The organism is Micromonospora sp. KLBMP9576 (genome assembly GCF_050941805.1).
Lineage (GTDB): Bacteria > Actinomycetota > Actinomycetes > Mycobacteriales > Micromonosporaceae > Micromonospora.
Genome location: NZ_CP194567.1, coordinates 6,042,047 through 6,057,883, shown reverse-complemented (window position 1 = coordinate 6,057,883; position 15,837 = coordinate 6,042,047). Strand labels below are relative to the sequence as shown.

Here is a 15,837-nt window from a genome sequence, read left to right as displayed (position 1 = left end):
CAGTTCGGTAGCGTCCGCTGGTGTGCGTGCCGGTTGTCACTCACTTGGTCACGCAGCGAGCGCTTCGGCTTGGGCAGCATGAGACACCACCTGGCATGCCTGCCCCAGCTGCCTTCACACGCTTTCGAGGTATGTGTCCCACGGTCACCGTGATGCCCCTTGCCACTGCCTTCTTGGACCGGTGCGGCTGTCACCAGGCGGTCGGCATGCCCTCGTGCACCTTGGCGTCCCGATGTCCGGCATAGCTCACCGCGGCGACGTGCCCTAGGCTGGTTGCGACACGCAAATACGTCAGTACGGGACGGACTCAGGATGACCAGTCTTCAGGAAGAAATTGAGGAGGGGCGGTCCACCGTCAAGGCCGATGCCCTCTCGATGTCAATCGGCGAACTGGTGAATCTCTACAAGAGCCGCGAGTTGGTGATTCGCCCGGAGTATCAGAGGCTCTTCCGGTGGCCTCTCGAGAAAAAGTCGAGGCTGATAGAGAGTATATTGCTCGGAATTCCGCTTCCATCGATATTTGTAATGCAGCGCCACGATGGTATTTGGGAAGTAATCGACGGACTGCAGCGGATCTCAACGATCCTGGAATTTATGGGCGAGTTGATTGACGAAACTACCGGCGAGGCATTTCCTGCGAGTTCGCTGACGGCGACAAAGTACTTACGTTCGTTGGCTGGCATGACTTTCGAATCCGCCGAGGAGCCAACGCTGACACCCGGGCAGCGGATCGGTCTCAAGAGAAGCAAGATAGACGTGAAGATTTTGCTGCCGGAAAGTGATGACAGGGCGAAATATGAACTCTTCGATAGACTAAATTCCGGTGGAGAGAGCGCATCGGACCAAGAGGTCAGGAATGTTCAACTCCTGATGGCCGATCGCTCCTTCTTTCAATGGCTTACCGAGCTTAAAGAGAACGATGACTTCAAGGAGTGCACGCTCGTCACCAGCAGGCAGGGCGAACACCAGTACGATCTCGAACTGGTGTGCCGATTCCTTGCCCTGCTGGGCAGTTCTCAAGACGCACTGAAAGGAATGCTAGACGTCGATACCTTCCTCACCGAAAGGATGCTTGCGTTTGCAACCGATGCATCTTATGATCGGGATTCTGCGGCGGATACCTTTTCTGGGACGTTCGCTCTCTTGAATGAGGCGCTCGGTGCCGAGTGTTTCCGGCGGTACGACTCAACGAAGGGGCGCTTCGTCGGAGGGCTTTCTGTGTCTGCATTCGAAGCCGTAACCACCGGAGTCGCCTCGAATCTTGAAGCCTGGCGCGCAAACAGGGACCATAAAGCGGAATTGCGCCAGAAGGTCACGGAGTTGTGGGGGCTTTTGGAGTTCAGAAACCAGGCACGTGGTGGCGTGAGAGGAACTACTCGGATAGCAGCCGTTGCGCCCGTAGCGAGGGCTCATTTTCGGCCATGAAGATCCGCACGCTCGCCGAATTGGATGGTGCGATTTCAACAGACCTGGCATGGCGGAAGAAGGAACTGTCGGTCTTCCGGAACCAGGTTCATGGGGCGGAAAGTATGGTGCAGCGGGCGTTACTTCGCGGAGCAGTGGCATTGCTTTATGCCCATTGGGAGGGATTCGTGAAAAATTCCGCCCATGCATATCTGTCCTATCTTTCCCGGCAGAATTTAACCTGGGGTCAACTGCGGCCAGAAATCGCTGGCCTAACGATGCGCGCAAGCCTGACTGAATTCGGCCAGACATACCGCTCGCGTTTCCATGCCGAGGTAGTCCGCCAGATGAGGGAAGGAGCATCCGAGCTAGCACGCATTCCCGATACGCGGGACGCAGTCAGAACAATGGCAAATCTGAACTATGAGCGCCTAGAAGACATCCTCGTGTCAATCGGCTGCAAGTGCGACGGCTACGAAAAGTATCGAGACATGATCGACGAGCAGCTCCTCGCCTCCCGGAACCGTATCGCACATGGCGAGCAAGACTTCATCGCACTCACGGACTGGGTGGACCTCCGCACAGAGATTTTAAGCATCATGGACGACATCTACAGACAGATATCCAATGCTGCAGCTCTCAAGGAATACCGCATCTAGACAACGTACGGACAGGGCTGCAGTGGGCTGTAGCCCAGCCGTCTACCATCTGCCAGGGCTGCCGCCCCCTCCAGCAGCAGCTCTGGCAGAATGGAAAGAGATGGCCGCGTGCCCCTCAAAGATGTCTGTACAAGGCCACCTGGCTCCGTTGAGAGCCTGTAGCCAAGAACCAGCCAGAATTACTGCGATGTCTCACCGCCCGCGGAGGCTTCTTTGGTCCCGTCTCTGTCAGCAACCGAGCTATCCCACTCTGGCTCTCCACTATCGTGACCCACAAGGACATCATCCGCTGTCGCTGCCATAGCGTCGCCAAGTCCTAGGACTGTCGTAAGGAGGGTTGTGCTAACGGCGGACCATGGCAGTCGGCGATCGCGCCGATAGATCTTAACATCCCATTTCTGGGTCAGCGCATATTCCACTGACCTTTCGATGCGGCCGACTGTACTATTCGCGGCCTGCTTGCGGGTTACGCCGCCTCGTTGAAAGTAGGCAGCGCTATCTTTTACGGCCCGCCAGATGAAGTTATATAGTGCGCCGAGTGCGAACGACTGTAGCGCGCCTGAGAGGACGTCCCTCGTGCGCTCCCCTGGAGAAAACTCAAACTTGTACTCTTCCATGCATAGCTCAAGATAGGCGAGCGCCTCTTCGAGCATCACTCGATCCCACTCGTCCGCCCACCCCAAACGCCATGAGTCAGGCCAAGGGCGCGCCAGCGCACTCTTAATGCTTTTGACCAGGGCGGAATTTACGGATCCAGTTGCACCGCTGCCGCAAGCGGTCCATCGGACGCGATCGACGTAAATCCCGGGCCTCTCATCGCCGTCGGCCTGTACGGCCCAGCCGAAAGCACTTGATTGGGTGGACGGGTGAACAGCAATCCTGCCAGCATTCCAAAGCTCGGTTAATCTGTCGCGCCCATCTTGTGCGCGCGCCGAGAAAGAGCTTCCCGTCCAAGAGTTAAGTGGTATAGAACAGGTGTAGTTTTCGTCGATGGGGTTCCGGAATAGCGCTAAGAGCGAAACTGCATCGCGCAGGCTGAGTTGAGCGATGTCTACCGGGTCTCCATCTCGGTATCCGAAACGAGCAGTGACTTCATCGATAAGGCGTTGCTGGCGCTCTGCTGCTGCGGCCTTTTCTGCTCGCTCGTTCTCTAAGCGGCAATCCTTGCAAACTAGGTGAGTGGTTGCAGCGAGTCGCCTGTTCTGATCGAATTCGGTGCGGCTGGCTACGATCATGGCAAGGCCGCACTCGTCACAGGAGACTTCGGGGTCACGTGCTACAACAATGTTCCGAAGTCGTTGATTGAGGGACAACTGGGTGATGTTGGCCTGGGCTGCCACCTCCTTCACGAGATGCTTCCAACTGCCGTCGTCGTTTATTGCCCAATAACTACGGGCGACTTGCCTATCGGCAGACTCTTCACTGATGAATTCCAGTTCAACGGCAGTGGGGGCTTCGTCGGTCACTAGGTCACCCTACGAGAAGTATGCTCAGCATGGAAGGAGTGGTCAGTGTCGCTACGCCACTCAACTGCGGTTCAGCAGCTCAACGGGAATCTGGGCTGAGGTGATGACCTGTCTAGGGCCGATGAAGCGTCGAGCTACCAAGAGTCCGGCTTCATGCGCCTCCGGCCCGGCATGGCTGGCCGAGGCATCGGCGATTAGCCAAGGTGTCAGGTTGCGCTCGAACGCATCTACTGCACCCTTCAAGACGCAACTCTCAGTTGCAATTCCGCAGAAGTAGAACTCTCTCCAGCCGCGCTGTTGGAAGAGCTTAATGCCGTCCGAGGTAAAGGGACTGTAGATCACCTTATCTAGCACGATTCCTCGATCAACATATGGCGTTAGGTCGGCCACAATATCTGTCTCGGGAGAAGATTGCAATCGGTGCCAGCCGAAAAAGCGCTCGAAAGGGCTGCCTGGATAGTTTATGTAGCGGGTAAAAAGTGTCTCGCCACCCGCTTGTTGCCAACGTCGAACCACATCGACAATGATTGGCACGACATGTGCCGACTGCTCTCGGACGAAGCCGTTCTGCACGTCGGTAACCACCAGCACTGGCCGGTCCGTCGCCATTGCCTCAACCTCGATCCGTGTCGCGTAGGGTTTCGATGGCTTGCTCTAGCGCTGGCATGAGGTCGCTTGTTTGCAGGATCGCTCTCCGCATAGCTTGGTGCTGCCCAGTCTCTCGCGGGCGAGAGGTCGTTAGCCGGGAGCGGGCTCCCCGAAGGTGGCGCCAACCGTATATCGGCGGCACCTCCGGATCCTTGCCCTGTTCAATCTGGCGAGTGATCGCGTCGGTGTATACCCACATGGACTGAATTGCCAACCCGCACGCGACCAGTTCGGACTCCGTCAAGGAGCGGTCAACGGCGACTGGGTGATAGACGACCCCCGACCATGACGCGTATCCGGACGAGATGCCGCGTATACCGAAAGATTCGATGCCGCCGTGGTCGTATGCCTCCGAGAGCAAGGATTGCTCGATCAACTCGGCGTGGGCCAGGTGCTCGTCATCCATGGCGCGGTCTCGGTGCAGCAGTACCGAAGGCGTCGCCATGATGCGCAAGGCCGCCTCGGTCAGCTCGGCCGGCCACGCCGGTTCGATAACCCAATGCGCTCCGAAGACATACAGTGTCGATTCGTCAAGGTCGGGCACGACGCGGGAGATGTAGCCAGCTGCCCACCGGATGTTGTCCCCGTAGGAGATCTTGCGCCAGAAGGCGAGAGCGGCAATGGTCGAGAACTCCACGGATTCGACCAGGTGGAAGACCACCGAGCCGCACGGCCACACGTAGAGGGTGCATCCGCCCTCGGGGTGCTCGACCGGGGTCGAGTAGCAGGGGTGCCACTGTTCGGTGGCCGGGGTGCAGCCGGCGCTGTCTCGCAGTAACGCCGCGCCCTCGGCGCCCACGAACGCTGGCACGAACTTATGCGACCGCACCGAGAAGTGCGGCCGGTCCTCTGCACCGTTGGTCAACTCACCAAACAGGTCGTGAGGCTTTGCGTCGTACGCCAGGCAGTAGAGCTGCCGGTAGACCGGGTCGGTAACGGCCACCCGCCCTGTCTCGTGCCGGTACATCGCCTTCTCGATGGCCTCGACCGTGGGCGTCTCTCGGATGCCGCGCTGTAGGCCGACGCGGTGCAGCTCCCGCGCGGCGCGTTTGCGCGACTCCCAGCCAGCGGCCTTGCGACGGTTCACCAGCACGAGGTTGGGCTTGAACTGCCGAGGGACCTCAGTGGACACGGGCCACGTCCTTCATGTCCGTGCGTAGTACCTGCCCGAATCGCCGCCCGGCCGGCAGTCTCATTGGCAGGCGAGCACGATGCCGCCGGAGATCGAAGCCGAAGACGGGAGGCACCAGGTGGTCCGCGTTACTCGACGGGTGTGCCTCGACGGGGCCTCTCGGCCTGCCACTTTTGAATGGTCCTGGGCTGCCAGGCCGGGGACCGGCCAAACATCCGGTCGGGCGCGGGAGCCTGCCCGCGTGACACGTAAGAGGCCCAGGTCGCGCGGCTGATCGGAGCGCCTACCGAAGCCAGGTAGGTACGCACGTGCTCAGTGGTCCACCAGTCGGTGGGCAGGTCAGCAGCAGTCATCAGTACAAGCCTACGCGGTAAAGGTGCTTGCGCGAATACAACGTCGCGCTGTATCTTCCGAATACAACGTCAAGTTGTAGCCGGCCGGATGGCCCGGGGAACGGCGGCACACCGTTGCCGCGCGCCCATGGGACGCCGGATCAGGTCGATTTTTCTCAACTCCAGAGCGACAGGAACAAGCGCGCGAGAGCCGTCAAGCGGCATCCCTGCATTGAGCCACCAGGTGGCCGACCCCGGTAGATCCCGGGCGAGCGGGGCGAGTGAAGACGGCTAGCGCGCGCTGCACATCCCCCACTTCTGGTGCGGCCGTGCGGGGCCGAGACGGCCCGCGCCGCCGCTTCCCATCGACTATCCGGAGGTTTCCCGTGAGGAAGCACCTCGCCCCCGTCACCACCGAGCCGGCCGCCGCCGACCTGGCTGCGATCGAATCGGAGTGGCCGTTGATCGCGGCCGAACTGGACGTGCTCGACGCCGAGATCACGATGTTCTACGCCGAGGAGCACGGCGGGCCGACCGCGCTGGACTGGCGGCGGCTGCGCCGGGCCGAGGCTCGCGTTACCCGCACCGCCGCCGAGCTGGCCGCCGGCATCGCCGGTCCGCACCGCGCGGCCTGATGTCACGCATCCGCGCCGCCTACTGGGACCCGGACGGCATGCGGTACGGCATCCCCACCTACTGGTGGCGCGGCGCCCCCGCCGGCTACGCCACCCGCCGTCAACTGACCGCCGCCGGCCTGCGCCCCGGTGGTCAGCCGATCGCCGCTCAGGTGCTCTGGCGCGGCGTTGGCGGTACCCGCGCCGCCTACCTGTACCGGGTCGACCTGGCCCGCCCCAAGCGCACCGCCACCCCCGCCCAGCGCGCCGCCATCGGCAAGGCGCTGACGGCCCGCCGCACCTGCGGCGTCTGCGGTCAGGTGCGGCCGTACTACATCCCGCGCTCGCTCGGCGAGTGCCTGACCTGTTCCGACCTGATCAAGGAGCCCGCGTGAGCATCCGTAAGAACCGTCGTGCCGTGATGGCCGAACTGCTGTTGCTGGCCAACCCGACCGCCGTCCGCGCCCGCGGTGACGGCATCTCTCTCGACGTCGACTTCGACAGCATCGCCGAGCTGCGCTCGTGGTTGCACCTGGCCGGGTTGAACAGCCCCGACTTGCTCGTCAGCCCGGAGCGCGAGAGCACCAACGCCGACGGTCGCCCGTACCGGGCGCTGAACGCCTACCCGACCTGGCACGGCTGGGAGATCTACGCCCACGCCGTCGAGTACACCGACAGCGGCGAGCGCCTCGACGCGCAGACCGCCGAGCAGCTTGCCGCCCTGGCGGTGGCGGCATGACCGATCGCACCTACACCGACCCGAGCGTGTTGGACGGCATCGCCGCCGGGGCGTCGTGGGCCGACCCGACCATGGACCCCGCCGCCATCGACTGGACCGCCCGCCGGGCCGCCGCCGCTCTGCCGTTCCCACTGGTCGACGGACGGCCGGTCAACCCGTACGCGCCGACCGGGATCCGCTACGGCCGCAACCAGCTCGGCCACTGGGGCGAGGCGCAGTGCGCCGACGCCATCGTGACCGCCACGACCACCCACGGGTCGCGGTGGCTGCTGATGATCGAGCGCGGCGACGGACACGGGTGGGCGCTGCCCGGCGGTCACGTCGACCCGGGCGAGGACCCGGTCGACGCCGCGTACCGGGAGCTGGCCGAGGAAACCGGCCTGGACGTCGAGCGCCGCAGCGGCGGGTTCACCGCGTGGCCGGCCCGCTACGTGCCCGACCCCCGCGCCTCCGATGAGGCGTGGATGGTCACCACCCCCGTGCACATCGGCATCGGCTACGACTACCGCCGTCTGCCCGCCGTGACCGGCCGCGACGACGCCCGCCGCGCCGCGTGGGTGCCCGCCGTCGACCACGACAGCCTCACCCGCCACCTGGCCGAGGTCTACGGCGGACAGGTGTTCGCCGCCCACCGCGACCTGCTCGCCGACATCTTCGGCCACAAGGGCACCCGGTGACCGCCCGGCAGCCGCAGCGCACCCGCAAGCCGGTCTCCGGCAGTCCCGACGTGTTCAAGTCCGCCGGCTCCGGCGGCTTCACCGGCTCCGCGAAGGCGGGCCGCACGTGGGGCGTCAGCGAGCACCGGCCCCACCCGACCCCCCGACCCGCTACCCGAAAGGACACCACCCGATGACCGCCCCCACGATCAACGGCACCCGCTACCCGCAGCCCGTAAGCGAACTGCTGCCGAAGGCACGCACCCTGCTCGCTGAGCTGGGCGAGGTGCCGTCGCGAAACAAGCTGATGACGGAGTTCCGTATCGGTGCCCCGAAGGCCACCGACCTGCGTAACCGGCTGATCGGGGAGCTGAGCGGCCAGTTCGGCTACACCCCGTTCAACGGGCAGGGCGACAAGGGCGAGCCGGATCCCTGGCTGACTCTCGACGTGCCGCTTACGGACCCGGCCGCCGACCTGTGGGACTACGCCGAGCCGATCGGCCCGGACCCGGCACCGGAGCCGGCCGAGACGACGGAGCGGGCCGAGACGCTGCGCGCGGCGATGATCGCCCGGGGGGCGCTGCTGCCGCCCGCCGGCACGTCCTGGACGGACCCGGCCGTACCCGGGTCCGGGCCGGTCCCGACCCCCGCCCCGGCGGCCCCTGTCGCTGAGGCGGCCGAGCAGGTCACGGTGGTCGGTCACCCGGGTCCCAACATCACCACCGCCCCGGCCGCCACGCGGTCGGCGGGGCGTGGATGGGCGTACGTCGGGGTGATCCTCGGCGGGGTGGTGTCCATCGCCGCGAACGTGGCCCACACCTACCTGCCGAAGCCGCCCGAGGGCGCACCCGCCGGATGGACCCCGGCCCCGGACTGGTCCCCCTCACCGTTGGCGGTGGCGTTCTCGGTGTTCTGGCCGGTCGCCCTGTTCGTCGCGGTCGAGATCCTGACCCGCATCCCGTGGGGCGAGGGCCTGCGCTGGTTCATGGCCCGCATCGTCGGCGTGCTGCCCGTCGCCCTGGTCGCCGCCGTCGTGTCCTACCGGCACCTCGCCGGGCTCCTGGAGCACTTCGGCGAAGACCCCCTCACCGTCGCCATCGGCCCCCTGGCCATCGACGGCCTGATGGTCATGGCATCCGCCGCCCTGCTCGCCACCAACCGCCACCGCAACCGCACGTAGCCCCGCCCGGCGGCACAGCCCTACGGCCTGGAAACCAGTGCTGTGCCGCCGGCCTCACCCCTCAGCCAAACCGACCTCAGGAGAGGTACCCATGTTCGCAGACCCCACCGGCCACCACGCCGCCGCGTTCGCTGCCGTGTACGTCGCCCTCTACGTCGCCCACCAGGTGGGCGACCACTGGGTGCAGACCCAGCACCAGGCCGACTGCAAGGGCCAGCCCGGCTGGCCGGGCCGCGTCGCCTGCGCCGCGCACGTCGCCGCCTACACCCTTACCGCCCTGGTCGCGCTGCTGTTCCTGGTCGCCGGTACCGGCCTGCGGCTGAACCCGTGGGGCGTGGCGGTCGGGCTGACCATCTCGGCGGCCAGTCACTACATCGCCGACCGGCGCACCCCGCTCAAGCGCATCGCCGCCGCCCTCGGCTCGGCCCGCTTCTACGCCCTCGGCACGCCTCGCCCCGGCCGTGACGACAACCCGTCGCTTGGCACCGGCGCCTACGCCCTCGACCAGTCCTGGCACATCGGCTGGCTGTTCATCGCCGCCCTCTTCTGCGCCGCCTAACCCACCCCCACACAAAGGAGAACCCCTGATGGCAAGCACCTCGATCGGCTCCACTGGCGGACGCATCACCACCGGCAACTCGCAGTTGTGGTGCCCGGCCTGCGGCAACGAAAGCAACTGGCGTGACATCACCGCCGACAACCAGCGCACGCACGCCACCTGCGGCGACTGCGGCAACCGCATCTCCGTCAAGAGCTGACCGCTCCCGTCGTCACCGGCTCATCACCCGGTGACGTGCGGAAGCCGCCAGACCCCCTGGACGGCCCAACCAAAGGAGCACCACCGCTATGGGCAAGCGCAACGTCGCCTCCGGCACCGACCGCATCGCCGTGCAGGCCGGTGAGGTCACCGGCCGTCGCGACACCAGCAAGCCCCCCAAGGACACCGACACCAAGCCGGGCCGGACCGAGAACACCGTCACCGGTAACGCCCGCGTCGGCATCCAGGCCGACACCGTGACCGGCCCCATCCGCATCCGCTTCTGACCCGGCCCGGCGGCGCGGCCCCTGGCGACCAACCCGCGCCGCGCCGCCGGCCTCAACCCCCGACCCTGACGGATCAGTTGGAGGAACCCCCATCATGACTGCCCCTGATGAGAACCGTTTCGACTGGCAGGCCGCAGAGGCCGACCTCACCGGCCCGGACGCCGAGGTTGTCGACCTGGACGACGCCCGCGCCCGCCGGGCGACCTCCCGGCCCCGCCCGGCGGGTGACACGCACTTTGACATGCCGTTGGACGAGACGCCGCAGACCGGCGGGATGCCGGTCGATCCCCCGGCGGCTGGCGCGTCCGGGCGGCGGCCGATCATTCCGGCGGGGTGGTCGGGCTGGCGCAACATCCGGCACAGCGTCCGCGAGTTGGCCGAGGTGACCGCGTATCGGGTGGGGTTCCACGCGGTGCGTGCCCCCTGGTACGCCACACAGGCCGCGTTCTGGTCGACGGTCGGGGTGTTCCGCCTGACCGGCCGTCAGTTGCGGTGGTGGTGGGTCAGTGAGCAGACCGGGTTGCGGCAGGCCGCCGCCGACGCGGGCGACGCGCAGACCTGGCACAAGCTGCACCGAGAGGTCAAGGCCACCCGCGCGTGGCGCGCCCTGGTTCTCACCGCGGAGGCGCTGACCCTCGGCATCGGCGGGCCGATCGCGTGGACGCTCGCGCCATGGTGGGCGCTGACCGCCGGGGCTGGGCTGGCGGTGGCCTACCTGGCGCACGTCGGCCGCCCGGACGACCGGCCGATCATCACCCCGGCGACGGTGGCGGGCCGCTTCCGGCGGGTCAACCCGGACATCATCCTTCGCGCGTACTACGCGGCGGGGTTGGGTCACCCGGACAAGGCACACCAGCAGGTGGAGTTCGGCTCCACGATGGCCCGCGACCCGTCCGGTACCGGTTCTCAGGTGTCGATCGATCTGCCGTACGGCAAGACGTTCGATGACGCGGTGAAGGCCCGCGGTGCGATCGCCTCCGGCCTCGACGTGGCGGTGTCGCAGGTGTTCATCACCCGCGACCCGTCGTCGCACCGGCGGCACACGTTGTGGGTGGCCGACCGTGACCCCCTGGCGGCCGGTGCCGGGCGCACGCCGCTGTTGCGGTGCAAGCCGACCGACATTTGGCAGCCGGCCCCGTTCGGGCTGGACGAGCGCGGCAACAAGGTCGCCGTTGATCTGATGTGGAACAGCGTCCTGATCGGGGCGCAGCCCCGGCAGGGCAAGACGTTCGCCGCCCGCCTGTTGGCCCTCTACGCGGCGTTGGACCCGTACGTGAAGCTGACCGTCCTCGACGGCGGCGGCAAACCGGACTGGCGCAAGTTCGCGTTGGTCGCTGACCGGTGCGCGTTCGGGCTGGCGATGACCCGCGACGGCGACCCGGCCGAGATCGTGCTTGAGGCGTTGCGGGAGATCAAGGCCGATGTGCAGGACCGATACGAGCGGCTGTCGAAGCTGCCCGCCGATGTCTGCCCGGAGGGCAAGCTGACCCGCGAGATCGCCCGTGATCCGAAGTACCGGATGCCGGTGCGGGCTGTGTTCCTGGACGAGTTTCAGGAGTACTTCGACCTCGGCGAGATCAGCAAGGAGATCGCGTCGCTGTTGGTGTACCTGGTCAAGGTCGCTCCGGCGGCCGGGGTGATGTTCGTCGACGCCACGCAGCGCCCCTCGGGGGTTGGTGGGGGGCAGGTCGCTACCCAGTTCATCAGCTTCCGCGACAACCACCAGGTGCGTTTCTCCCTGCGTACCGGGTCGTGGAACGTGTCCGATCTCGTGTTGGGGGCCGGGGCGAACTCCGAGGGCTACGACTCCTCGACGCTGCTGCCCAGCTACAAGGGCGTTGGCATCCTGCGTGGCGCGTCCGATGCCACCCCGACGGTGCGGACGTACCTTGCCGACGCCGACGACGCGGAGAAGATCCTGATCGCGGCGCGGAAGCTGCGTGAGGCGGCCGGCACCCTGACCGGCATGGCGGCCGGGGAGGACATCGCCCGGGAGTCGCGGGACGTGCTCGCCGACGTGCGGGCGCTGTTCGGCCCGAACGAGCGCGGGTTGCAGTGGGAGGACATCGCCGCCCGCTTGGCCGAGCGGATGCCGGAGTACTACGCCGACACCACCGCCGAATCGATCTCCGCTCAGGTCCGCGCGTTCGGTGTACAGAGCGTAGATGTCAAGCGCGCCGGTAAGGCCCTCAAGGGAGCCAAGGCCGACGCCATCGACGCCGCGATCGGCCGCCGCAAGACCGCCTGAACGGTCGCGGCCTGTCCGCGACCGGTCGCGTTGACGCGACCCGACCCGCGACCGGCCTGGTCAGCCCAGACATTGGCCGGTCGCGGGTCGCGTCGCCCACCTCCCACGCCCGAAAACCGCCTCAGGAGGGCTCATCGTGTCCCACCTCGCCGCGACCGCGACCACCGCCGGCACCACCGCCGGCCTGATCCTGCTCACCCTCGCCGCCGTCACGCTCAGCTACCTAGCCGTGTGCTGGGTGCGTCCGTTCCGGCGCTGCCGACGCTGCCAGGGCACCGGCCGCCGCCGCTCCCTGATCCTGCGCACCGGCCGCACCTGCTACCGCTGCGACGGCAACGGCGAGCACCTACGCCCCGGCCGCGCCGCCCTCAACTACCTGCGCCAGCTACACGACAAGGGCACCCCACGATGACCCGCCGCGCCGGCCGCGCCGGTCACACCGACTGGTGCGGCCGGGATCACCGCTGCAACCTCGGCGAGCACCGCTCCGACGAAATCGTGGTTGACGCCGGCCACGCCCGCGCCGTGCTTGTCAGGGTGCGTACCGCTGCCGGCCGGGAGCACGCCGAGGTGCGCGTCAGGGTCGCCCTCGCTCCCGGCGAGATCGCGGCCCGTCGCCAGTTGGTGGGGTTGCTCGGCGACGTGCGCCAGGCCGTGACCCGCGCCGCCATCGCGGCCCGACCTCGACCCGGGCGGGCCGCGCGGTGACCGGCGAGCGGTGCGGCCACTGGATCGGCACCGCCGCCCGGCACTGCCACACCCCGAACAATCTCCGGCCCTACCTACAAGGGCTGCGCTGCCCCGCGCACACGCCCTCAGCGCTCGCGGGGCGGCCGGAGCCGCCCTCTACGCCCCTGTGTTCGCCATCGACCGAAGGAAGGGACCTCATGCCCGACCCTGGCCTGTTGGCCGCTGCCCTTGCCCACGTCGCACGCGGATGGCACGTCTTCCCGCTGCGCCCCGACGACAAGCGGCCCGCATTCCCCGACCACACCGCCGAGAACTGCACCCAGGCCGACCCGCGCTGCCGCGCCGCTGGCCTACACCTCGGCTGGGAACCCCGCGCCACGACCGACCCGGACCGCATCCGGCGGGCGTGGTCGACGCGCCCCTACGGCGTCGGCATCGCCTGCGGCCCGTCCGGGCTGGCGGTGGTCGACCTCGACGTGCCGAAAACCGCCGACGACACCCCGCCCGCCGCGTGCGCCGGTGCGCGTGACGGCCTGGACGTGCTCACCGCCCTAGCTGACCGCCATGGCGGCAGCATCGACACCACGTACACCGTGACCACCGGTCGGGGTGGAAGCCACCTGTACTACCGCCACCCGACCACCGGGCCGGAGCTGCGCAACACGACCGGAGACCGGGGCGGGTTGGGGTGGAAGGTCGACACCCGCGCCCACGGCGGCTACGTCGTCGCCGCCGGCAGCACCGTCGCCGGCCGCCCCTACGCGGTGGCGCTGGGCTGCGAACCGGCGCTGCTGCCCGCGTGGCTGGCAGGGCTACTCACCCCGGCCCCGCGACCGGCCTACCGGCCCGCCCCGGTGGCGCTGCCGGCAGACCGGCACGGCCCCTACGTCGCGGCGGCTATCCGCCGCCAGGTCGCCCACCTCACCGCCGCCCCCGACGGGCAACGCAACCACGCCCTGTTCACCAGCGCGGTTGCCCTCGGCCAGCTCGCCGCCGGAGGGGCGCTCACCGACGACGACGTGACCGCCGTCCTGGAACCGGCCGCGCTGTCGGTCGGGCTGCGGGCCGGTGAGGTCGCCCGCACGATCGCTTCCGGCCTGCGCACCGGGGCACGCAATCCGCGCAGTCTCGCCACCATCGGAAAGGCAGCGGCATGACCACCCGCCTACAGATCGGCTCCGGGCCGGAAACCATCCGCGTGCTCAAGGCCGCGCTCGTCGACGGGCTGTTGCCCGACACCTACGTGTCGGCCGGCGCACTGGTGCACATGGAGGCCGTCTCCGGTGGGCTCGCCACCGCCGCCGACGAAGACTCGCCGCTGCCGGTGTCGGCGAGCATGGTCAACCCCGCCGGCCTGGCCGGGCTGCTCGCCGAGCACGCCTACGTCTACCGGCTCAAGACCCGCAAGAGCGACACCGGCGACCCGGAGATGTTCGAAGAGGAGGTGACCCCGCCCCGCGACATCCTGTCCTCGGTGCTGGCCGGCAAGACATGGCCGGGCGTGCCGCCACTGCGCGGGATCATCGGCGCTCCGGTGCTGCGCCGCGACGGCACCCTGTTGCAGCGGCCCGGCTACGACCCGGCCACCGGCCTCTACCTCGCGTCCAAGGTGGCGCTGCCGCCCGTGCCGGACGAACCCACCGCCGAGCAGGTAGATGAGGCGCGTACGTTCCTGCTCGGCCGGTTCCTGCGCGACTTCCCTTGGGCCAGTGCCGCTGATCGGGCTAACTACGTGGCGCTGCTGGCAACGCCGATCCTGCGGCACTTCACCCGATCCCTGACCCCGTTCGCGCTCATCGACGCGACCATGCCGTCATCGGGGAAGACGATCCTGACCGCCGGGCCGGGAATGCTTTACGGGCAACGCGTCATGACCTGGGCCTACTCGGATGAAGAGCTGCGTAAGAGCATCACCGCGGTTCTGGCCGAGCAGGTCGGGGTGGTGATCTGGGACAACCTGGCTGAGGGCACCGTCATTGACTCCGCTGTGCTCGCCCAGCTTGTCACCTCCGGCGTGTGGTCCGATCGGCAGTTGGGCGCGTCGCGCAACGTCGCCACCGTCAACGACCGGCTGTGGATGGCCACCGGCAACAACCTTCAAGTTGGCGGGGACATGGCGTCTCGCACGGTGCGGGTGCACCTCGACCCGAACATGCCCCGCCCCGAGCTGCGCGACCAACGCGGGTTCGGCATCCCCCACCTCGACCAATGGATCACCGACCCGGCCAACCAACTCACCGTCCTGTGGCACCTCCTGGTCCTCGTGCTCGACTGGACCCGCCGGGGAGCGCCCCGGGTCACCGGCCTGTCGATGCGGCAGTTCACCCCGTGGGCGCAAGCCCTCGGCGGGTTCCTCGCCCACCACGGCATCGACGGGTTCCTCACCAACGCCGCCGACATCCGTGAGATCGATGAAGACGAAACGCGCTGGCGCGCGTTCCTCACCTGCTGGCACGACCGCCACGGCGGCCGTGCGATGACCGCCGCCGAGCTACGTCAGGACGCCGAGCCGATGCACCTTGGTAGCGATGTCAACGACCCGTGGGATGGGCAGTTCATCACCACCCACAACGGCCGCCTACCCAACCCCCTCCAGCTCGGCCGGCTGCTGACCGGGCAGGCCGGACGGTGGCGCGGCGATCACGTCATCCGGGCCGGCAAGAACGACCGCGGCGACCGGTCGGTGTTCTGGGTCGAACGCCACGAGGGGTAAAACCCGCTGAACCATCTCCGCATCTCCGCAACGCCGCAGCAACGGCGCTCTACCAGGGGAAACACTCTGCGGAGATCAGAACCTCAAGGATCATCGATCTCCGCATCTCCGCAACCTCGCTGCGGAGATGACACCCCCTTTGCGGAGATGACCCCTCAGCAGCACTCCGCATCTCCGCAAGCATTCGCCCAGCTCACAGCCATGTTTGCGGAGATGCGGAGATGCGGAGATGGTTCAGCCCTCCCGCGCAGCAACGCACCAACCACCCGCCGCCGACCCACGTGGCCGGCCCGCTGAGAGCCGCACAGACGG

General features: G+C 67.3%; 19 protein-coding genes. 16 read left to right on the top strand and 3 right to left on the bottom strand.

What is annotated here, in order from left to right:
• Nucleotides 1-312: 312 nt before the first annotated feature.
• Both ACQ452_RS26995 and ACQ452_RS26990 read left to right on the top strand, forming a co-directional pair.
• Complete coding sequence (locus ACQ452_RS26995) at nucleotides 313-1,425, top strand: DUF262 domain-containing protein (RefSeq protein WP_433388451.1); 1,113 nt, start codon at nucleotides 313-315, stop codon at nucleotides 1,423-1,425.
• Nucleotides 1,422-2,063 carry an MAE_28990/MAE_18760 family HEPN-like nuclease gene (locus ACQ452_RS26990; RefSeq protein ID WP_433388449.1) on the top strand — a complete coding sequence of 214 codons (642 nt, stop codon included), beginning with the start codon at nucleotides 1,422-1,424 and terminating at the stop codon, nucleotides 2,061-2,063. Before ACQ452_RS26995 ends, ACQ452_RS26990 begins: the two co-directional genes overlap by 4 nt.
• Before the next feature lie 179 nt (nucleotides 2,064-2,242).
• Here the strand turns inward: ACQ452_RS26990 and ACQ452_RS26985 are convergent, their stop codons facing one another.
• From ACQ452_RS26985 to ACQ452_RS26975, 3 genes are read right to left on the bottom strand one after another with little or no spacing between them, the layout of a single operon-like run.
• A complete protein-coding gene (locus ACQ452_RS26985) occupies nucleotides 2,243-3,529 on the bottom strand; it encodes a hypothetical protein (protein ID WP_433388447.1) in 1,287 nt (428 codons plus the stop codon).
• Nucleotides 3,530-3,589: 60 nt separating this feature from the next.
• Nucleotides 3,590-4,138, bottom strand: a complete 549-nt coding sequence (locus tag ACQ452_RS26980; protein ID WP_433388446.1) for a cysteine hydrolase — start codon at nucleotides 4,136-4,138, stop codon at nucleotides 3,590-3,592.
• Nucleotides 4,139-4,142: 4 nt separating this feature from the next.
• Nucleotides 4,143-5,309, bottom strand: coding sequence for a hypothetical protein (locus ACQ452_RS26975; protein WP_433388444.1), 1,167 nt, complete (start codon nucleotides 5,307-5,309; stop codon nucleotides 4,143-4,145).
• A gap of 718 nt (nucleotides 5,310-6,027) precedes the next feature.
• Between ACQ452_RS26975 and ACQ452_RS26970 the strand changes: the two genes are divergently transcribed.
• The 14 genes from ACQ452_RS26970 (at nucleotide 6,028) to ACQ452_RS26905 (ending at nucleotide 15,525) form a co-directional block, all read left to right on the top strand.
• Nucleotides 6,028-6,276, top strand: a complete 249-nt coding sequence (locus ACQ452_RS26970) for a DUF6284 family protein (protein WP_433388442.1) — start codon at nucleotides 6,028-6,030, stop codon at nucleotides 6,274-6,276.
• A complete protein-coding gene (locus ACQ452_RS26965) occupies nucleotides 6,276-6,650 on the top strand; it encodes an RRQRL motif-containing zinc-binding protein (protein WP_433388441.1) in 375 nt (124 codons plus the stop codon). Before ACQ452_RS26970 ends, ACQ452_RS26965 begins: the two co-directional genes overlap by 1 nt.
• A 26-nt stretch (nucleotides 6,651-6,676) precedes the next feature.
• Complete coding sequence (locus tag ACQ452_RS26960) at nucleotides 6,677-6,994, top strand: hypothetical protein (protein ID WP_433394439.1); 318 nt, start codon at nucleotides 6,677-6,679, stop codon at nucleotides 6,992-6,994.
• Nucleotides 6,991-7,671, top strand: a complete 681-nt coding sequence (locus ACQ452_RS26955) for an NUDIX domain-containing protein (protein WP_433388439.1) — start codon at nucleotides 6,991-6,993, stop codon at nucleotides 7,669-7,671. Before ACQ452_RS26960 ends, ACQ452_RS26955 begins: the two co-directional genes overlap by 4 nt.
• Nucleotides 7,668-7,847, top strand: a complete 180-nt coding sequence (locus tag ACQ452_RS26950) for a hypothetical protein (protein ID WP_433388436.1) — start codon at nucleotides 7,668-7,670, stop codon at nucleotides 7,845-7,847. The genes ACQ452_RS26955 and ACQ452_RS26950 overlap by 4 nt, the downstream gene beginning before the upstream one ends.
• Complete coding sequence (locus ACQ452_RS26945; RefSeq protein ID WP_433388433.1) at nucleotides 7,844-8,830, top strand: DUF2637 domain-containing protein; 987 nt, start codon at nucleotides 7,844-7,846, stop codon at nucleotides 8,828-8,830. The genes ACQ452_RS26950 and ACQ452_RS26945 overlap by 4 nt, the downstream gene beginning before the upstream one ends.
• A gap of 91 nt (nucleotides 8,831-8,921) precedes the next feature.
• A complete protein-coding gene (locus ACQ452_RS26940) occupies nucleotides 8,922-9,389 on the top strand; it encodes a DUF3307 domain-containing protein (protein ID WP_433388431.1) in 468 nt (155 codons plus the stop codon).
• Between the two features lie 28 nt (nucleotides 9,390-9,417).
• The gene (locus tag ACQ452_RS26935) at nucleotides 9,418-9,588 is read left to right on the top strand and encodes a hypothetical protein (RefSeq protein ID WP_433388428.1); all 171 of its coding nucleotides are present in this window, start codon (nucleotides 9,418-9,420) and stop codon (nucleotides 9,586-9,588) included.
• A gap of 88 nt (nucleotides 9,589-9,676) precedes the next feature.
• Nucleotides 9,677-9,874: a hypothetical protein gene (locus ACQ452_RS26930; RefSeq protein WP_433388426.1), complete on the top strand. Its 198-nt coding sequence runs from the start codon at nucleotides 9,677-9,679 to the stop codon at nucleotides 9,872-9,874.
• A gap of 94 nt (nucleotides 9,875-9,968) precedes the next feature.
• Nucleotides 9,969-12,122 carry a cell division protein FtsK gene (locus tag ACQ452_RS26925; RefSeq protein WP_433388425.1) on the top strand — a complete coding sequence of 718 codons (2,154 nt, stop codon included), beginning with the start codon at nucleotides 9,969-9,971 and terminating at the stop codon, nucleotides 12,120-12,122.
• A 136-nt stretch (nucleotides 12,123-12,258) separates the two neighbouring features.
• Complete coding sequence (locus tag ACQ452_RS26920; protein ID WP_433388424.1) at nucleotides 12,259-12,534, top strand: hypothetical protein; 276 nt, start codon at nucleotides 12,259-12,261, stop codon at nucleotides 12,532-12,534.
• Nucleotides 12,531-12,830 carry a hypothetical protein gene (locus ACQ452_RS26915; protein ID WP_433388423.1) on the top strand — a complete coding sequence of 100 codons (300 nt, stop codon included), beginning with the start codon at nucleotides 12,531-12,533 and terminating at the stop codon, nucleotides 12,828-12,830. Before ACQ452_RS26920 ends, ACQ452_RS26915 begins: the two co-directional genes overlap by 4 nt.
• A gap of 179 nt (nucleotides 12,831-13,009) precedes the next feature.
• Nucleotides 13,010-13,969, top strand: coding sequence for a bifunctional DNA primase/polymerase (locus tag ACQ452_RS26910; RefSeq protein ID WP_433388421.1), 960 nt, complete (start codon nucleotides 13,010-13,012; stop codon nucleotides 13,967-13,969).
• Nucleotides 13,966-15,525 (top strand): hypothetical protein, encoded by a 1,560-nt coding sequence (locus tag ACQ452_RS26905; RefSeq protein ID WP_433388419.1) that lies wholly within the window; start codon nucleotides 13,966-13,968, stop codon nucleotides 15,523-15,525. Before ACQ452_RS26910 ends, ACQ452_RS26905 begins: the two co-directional genes overlap by 4 nt.
• Nucleotides 15,526-15,837 lie beyond the last annotated feature (312 nt).